Origin of the sequence: uncultured Proteiniphilum sp., assembly GCF_937873925.1 — a bacterium.
Lineage (GTDB): Bacteria > Bacteroidota > Bacteroidia > Bacteroidales > Dysgonomonadaceae > Proteiniphilum.
Genome location: NZ_CALNAT010000179.1, coordinates 1 through 5181, shown reverse-complemented (window position 1 = coordinate 5181; position 5181 = coordinate 1). Strand labels below are relative to the sequence as shown.

The 5181-nt window shown below is 46.0% G+C and carries 6 protein-coding genes; 3 read left to right on the top strand and 3 right to left on the bottom strand.

Going from position 1 to position 5181, the window contains the following annotated elements; all coding sequences use genetic code 11:
• Positions 1-267: 267 nt before the first annotated feature.
• Together Q0502_RS12220 and Q0502_RS12215 are read left to right on the top strand one after the other, a co-directional pair.
• On the top strand, positions 268-729 hold the full coding sequence (locus Q0502_RS12220; RefSeq protein ID WP_298651093.1) for a T9SS type A sorting domain-containing protein: 462 nt from the start codon (positions 268-270) through the stop codon (positions 727-729).
• Between the two features lie 132 nt (positions 730-861).
• Positions 862-1866: an aspartate-semialdehyde dehydrogenase gene (locus Q0502_RS12215; RefSeq protein WP_298651092.1), complete on the top strand. Its 1005-nt coding sequence runs from the start codon at positions 862-864 to the stop codon at positions 1864-1866.
• Between the two features lie 103 nt (positions 1867-1969).
• Here Q0502_RS12215 and Q0502_RS12210 read toward each other — a convergent pair whose 3' ends face one another.
• From Q0502_RS12210 to Q0502_RS12200, 3 genes are read right to left on the bottom strand one after another with little or no spacing between them, the layout of a single operon-like run.
• Positions 1970-2455 carry a DUF456 domain-containing protein gene (locus Q0502_RS12210; protein WP_298651090.1) on the bottom strand — a complete coding sequence of 162 codons (486 nt, stop codon included), beginning with the start codon at positions 2453-2455 and terminating at the stop codon, positions 1970-1972.
• A 2-nt stretch (positions 2456-2457) separates the two neighbouring features.
• Positions 2458-3249: a metal ABC transporter ATP-binding protein gene (locus tag Q0502_RS12205; RefSeq protein ID WP_298651088.1), complete on the bottom strand. Its 792-nt coding sequence runs from the start codon at positions 3247-3249 to the stop codon at positions 2458-2460.
• Entirely contained in the window at positions 3242-4162 is a 921-nt protein-coding gene (locus tag Q0502_RS12200; RefSeq protein ID WP_298651086.1) for a zinc ABC transporter substrate-binding protein, read from the bottom strand. Before Q0502_RS12200 ends, Q0502_RS12205 begins: the two co-directional genes overlap by 8 nt.
• A gap of 153 nt (positions 4163-4315) precedes the next feature.
• On the opposite strand from Q0502_RS12200, the gene mnmD reads away from it, so the two are divergent.
• Positions 4316-4981 carry a tRNA (5-methylaminomethyl-2-thiouridine)(34)-methyltransferase MnmD gene (gene mnmD / locus Q0502_RS12195; RefSeq protein WP_298651085.1) on the top strand — a complete coding sequence of 222 codons (666 nt, stop codon included), beginning with the start codon at positions 4316-4318 and terminating at the stop codon, positions 4979-4981.
• Positions 4982-5181 lie beyond the last annotated feature (200 nt).

Below are 5181 nucleotides of genomic sequence, written 5' to 3'. Positions count from 1 at the left end.
AAAAGTATTTGATTTATAGATTTCGCTTCAGGCTTTTCTACTCCTTCTGACTTAGACTCCCGCAAACTCTGAAAGGTCTCAAAAAATACACATTTAAAAATCTGTGTATCACAAAACAAATATACCGAAGTCAGGAGAAATAGGATATTTTTCTTTATTTTTGTAACCAACAGTTCGGTATTTCTCAAAGAACCGCTTCATAAATAATTGGCTATATTGATGTTTAGTAAAATCTTACCGGACTATGAATGATACATACGAGGCTTTATGAAGAGATGCAGTTCCCTCCTTTTAATGATATGCCTGGCCTGCGAAGCCGGTTTCCCCCTCTTTGTCCAGGGAAATCCCCGTGGGCTTGCTATGGGAGAGCCACAGAACCCGGAAAGAATGCAAAACAGAGGAGAACTCCGGAGTATAAAGGAATCCCAAGACACGGCAGTGATCCAAAACAGAGGGGAAATTCAAAACACTACGCGATTGCAAAACTTGTCGGAAGAGCCGCAAAATAAAGAGGAGCCCCAGGACAGAACCAGGCTCAAGCTGGCCGAAAACCGACTTATTATTGAGGATCTCCCTGAGGACGGAATACTCGAAATATATAACATTATGGGAGTAAAAGTATATAACCGGCGCGTAAAGGCAGGTACCAATCAATACATATTATCCCTTCCGAAGGGATACTACATCATAAAAATCGGCAAACTCACCCGGAAAATCGCTATCAGATAAACTTTCCCATTGTTAAATCTATTCATTTTGCTACATTTATACGCTTTTTTATATCTTTGTGGTGTCGATAGAATAAAAAGTGTGTTTTAGGTTTTGTTCTTTACTCTTTATTTTAAAAAAACTTATAGTCATATGAAGATTGCTATAGTAGGTACCAGCGGAGCCGTAGGTCAGGAATTACTCCGCGTACTGGATGAAAGAAATTTCCCGTTGGACGAACTGGTCTTATTCGGATCGTCGAGAAGTGCCGGAACAACATATAACTTCAGAGGTAAATCGATTGAAGTAAAAGAATTGCAACATAACGACGAGTTCAGGGAGATCGACATTGCATTCGTATCTGCCGGTGGAGGTACTTCGCTGGAGTTTGCCGAAACCATTACCAAATACGGAGCTATCATGATCGATAATTCCAGTGCGTTCCGTATGGAAGATGATGTTCCTCTTGTCGTTCCGGAAGTGAATGCGGAAGATGCACTGAACCGCCCCCGCGGCATCATCGCCAATCCCAACTGTACCACCGCGCAGCTGGTAGTAGCGCTGCAGGCTATTGAGGAGATCGCGCACATCAAAAAGGCGCATGTAGCCACTTATCAGGCTGCATCGGGAGCCGGCGCAGCTGCCATGCAGGAATTGGAAGAGCAATACAGGCAGTTGACGAACGGTGAAAAACCGACCGTCTCCAAATTTGCTTATCAGCTTGCATACAATCTGATCCCTCAGGTAGATGTCTTTACCGATAACGGATATACAAAAGAGGAGATGAAGATGTACAATGAAACGCGCAAGATCATGCATTCCAATATAGAGGTGAGTGCGACTTGTGTGCGGGTTCCGGTGATGCGTGCGCATTCGGAAGCTATCTGGATCGAGACCGAACGTCCCATCTCTGTAGAGGAGGCACGGGAAGCCTTCAGCAAAGCCAAAGGGATTGAAGTGATCGATAATCCGTCCGCCAAAGAATATCCTATGCCGCTGGGACTTTCCGGAAAAGATCCCGTCTATGTAGGGCGCATCCGCAAGGATCTTGCCAACGAGAACGGGCTGACCTTCTGGACCGTTTCGGACCAGATCCGTAAAGGAGCCGCGCTGAACGCCGTCCAGATCGCCGAATACCTCATCAGGAATGCAGATTAAAAAATCTTTTAGATTGATACAGAATAAAGGCCGGTAATGATCACCGGTCTTTTTTGTACTACTTCATTTTTGATTTTGGATTAGCCAAAGGGCGAAAACCTCTTCAAAGTACAAGAGTTCTCACAAAAAAGAAAATGATCAAACCGACCGTGACCAATTTGAGCACGAGCCCTGCGATATAACCGGCAAAGGCGCCGGTAGCCTGTTTAACAGCGGGTATAAATTGTGTTCCGGAAAGCAATCCTCCGGCGAAGGCACCCACAAATGGACCGAAAATAATACCCCACGGCCCCAGGAAAAAACCGACCAGCAGGCCGATGGTAGCGCCCCAGACCACCTGTTTATTACCGCCCATCTTTTTCGTCCCCCAGACCGGTAAAATATTATCGAGAATAGTGATGATGACAGTCAACACACCCAAAACAATAATCGCCGTCCATGAAATATCCTCCTGTGTAGAAGGAATGAATTTCAGTACCAGCAATCCTCCCCAACTCAGGGGAAGGCCGGGAAGTACCGGCGCAACAATGCCTATAGCCCCTACGAGCAACAGCAGACCGGCCAGAATGATCCAGACTGTATCTCCCATATCTAATCGTGTGTATGTGATCCCTCTTCCGTATGATCGTGTTCCATCAGCACACGGTGAGGCAGGGATCCATGCCCTAGTATCTCGATGGGACAGGATTCATAAGCATTCAGCAGCCATTCCTGCGATATATCGGTACCCGGATGGTAATGCAACCCCTGGTTTATACAAGCGATATTCTTCACAAGGGAGATAATCGTCCCCACGTCGTGCGACACCAACACAATAGCGATCTCTTTATTGATATCTCCCAACAATTTATAAAAATTGGTCTCGAACACCTTATCCACATAAGTACTCGGCTCATCCAGGATAATCAGTTTCGGATTGTCGACGATGGCTCTTCCGAGCAACACCCGTTGCAGTTGCCCGCCCGAGAGTTCCCCTACGGCACGTGATAACAACTCTTCTACTCCAAGCCGTTCCGCCGCCTCTTTCACCTTTTGCCTATCTTCCTGAGAGTATCTCCTGAAAAGATTCCTTCCCGGCGTTAATCCCGATAGGATCACTTCCGACACGGAGATGGGAAATTTTTTATCAATCCGGTTGATTTGAGGCAGGTAGCCGATATTTAGGGAAGTTGTTTTTTCTCCTTTATCATAGAAAGTGATGGAGCCCGACTGAGGCTTTATCAACCCTAACACCGTCCTCAAAAGGGTGGTTTTGCCTCCTCCGTTGGGTCCGATAATACCAAGAAAATCATCCTTATAGATGGTAAGATTGACATTCTTCAGCACATTCGGCTTATTTTCGTAGCCGACCGTCAGGTCCGTTATGTCAATCAGTTTATTCATCCGTTTCACGGGCTAAAATAGTGGCAATCCGCAGTAGTTCTTCATCCCACTCATACCGGAGCGGATCGATCTCAAATACCTCCGCACCGATCTCCTGTGCAATCACTGCCGCATTCTTCGTGTCAAAACCTCTCTGTATAAAAACAGTATTGATCTTTTCTTTCCGGGCGATATCTACAAGTTCTTTGATCTGCGAAGGAGAAGGACTCTTTCCTTCGAACTCAACACTATACTGATACAGGCCATAATCGCGGGCAAAATAGCCCAGCGCGGGATGGTAGATAATAAACGATTTCGATGGGATATTCACCAACAGATTGCGGATCAGACTGTCTGTCCGGTCTATTTTTACTGAAAATTCATCAAACCCGGTCCGGAATATCTCTTCGTTATCGGGATCCGCTTTTACCACCGCTCCCAACATATTCCGGATAAATATCTTCACTGCCAGGGGAGAAGACCATACATGCGGATCCATGGCGCCGTGAGAATGAGCATGTCCATGCCCGTCCGCTTGATCATGATGACCGTGTGCATGATCATGATTATGCCCATGCCCTTCCATCAGGTCAATACCTTCCGAACAATTTACGATGGTCACATCCGGGTTATTTTCCGTTAGGCGTTTGCTCCAGGCGTTCTCAAAACCGAGACCCCCTACCATAAAATAGATATCACTCTTCCCCATGTCGATCATTACCGACGGAGCGGGTTCATAAGTCTCCGGACTTGTCCCGGGCGGCACCAGCGTATTGACGGTAAACGCGTCACCCACAATCTGATCGAGGAAATAACGCTGCGGTTCAATTGTCACCGTCAGTACCCTCTTGTCTTCGGCATTACCGTTCTTCGTTCCGGATCCGCACCCAAGGGCTAGTGAGGAAAGTAACACAATAAACAGATATTTTTGCATGTGATAATTTTATTACACAAATATACAGAAAATTTTTCTAAATTTATGCGACTGTTATCATCTGATTGAATAAGAGCTACGGCCATTTCAATCTGGATCAACGACAGTTGAAAATTAAAGATACCGATAAAACAGGCAGACAGATTAATGACTATGCTACATATTATAGAATTAACGGAAGACGGATCGCATACACTGTATATCCCGGAATTGAACGAACACTACCATTCCACACACGGCGCCGTTCAGGAGTCACTTCATGTCTATCTGGAAGCAGGTCTGCATCATTACGACAAGCAGGAGGTCAACCTGCTGGAAATCGGGTTCGGCACGGGACTGAATGCCTTTCTCACTCTACTCGACACCGAAAGATCGGGAAAAACAGTGAAATATACCACTCTTGAGCGATATCCTGTTTCGCTTGCCCACGCAGAGAAACTCAACTATAGCAAACTGCTGGATCCGTCACGAAAAGAGATATTTATACAGCTTCACTCTTCGGCATGGGGAGATTGGGTGGATATAACACCCACCTTTGGCTTGAAAAAATTGCAAACGGATGCCCTCAGGTTGGAGGAATTTCAACCGGAAGCGCTCTTCGATCTGATCTACTATGATGCTTTTGCCCCGGAAAAACAACCCGGCATGTGGACAGAAGAGATATTCAACCGGTTGTATGCCCTCAGCAATTACGGAGCAATGCTTACCACCTATTGCGCCAAAGGTGCCGTGAGAAGAATGCTCCAAACCGCCGGTTACCGGGTGGAACGTCTTCCCGGTCCTCCCGGGAAACGGGAAATATTGAGGGCGGTGAAATAAAATAGAATATTCGCGATTTAGAGTACGAATGTATTATTTTTGTTTGAAGAATGGGGTGTATATAAAACGAGTATGAACCAACAGTCAGCATTAGCTAAAACTGCAGCACGACTTTCCAATGCCGGTAAGGAATACCCGACAGGGGATACGACAATCGTTGCCTTGCAGCCGACAACAGTAGCTTTCAACAAAGGGGAAGT

Coding starts and splice junctions, on each gene's coding strand:
- Q0502_RS12220 (WP_298651093.1), top strand. CDS start 268: ATGAAGAGATGCAGTTCCCTCCTTTTAATGATATGCCTGGCCTGCGAA.
- Q0502_RS12215 (WP_298651092.1), top strand. CDS start 862: ATGAAGATTGCTATAGTAGGTACCAGCGGAGCCGTAGGTCAGGAATTA.
- Q0502_RS12210 (WP_298651090.1), bottom strand. CDS start 2,455: ATGGGAGATACAGTCTGGATCATTCTGGCCGGTCTGCTGTTGCTCGTA.
- Q0502_RS12205 (WP_298651088.1), bottom strand. CDS start 3,249: ATGAATAAACTGATTGACATAACGGACCTGACGGTCGGCTACGAAAAT.
- Q0502_RS12200 (WP_298651086.1), bottom strand. CDS start 4,162: ATGCAAAAATATCTGTTTATTGTGTTACTTTCCTCACTAGCCCTTGGG.
- mnmD (WP_298651085.1), top strand. CDS start 4,316: ATGCTACATATTATAGAATTAACGGAAGACGGATCGCATACACTGTAT.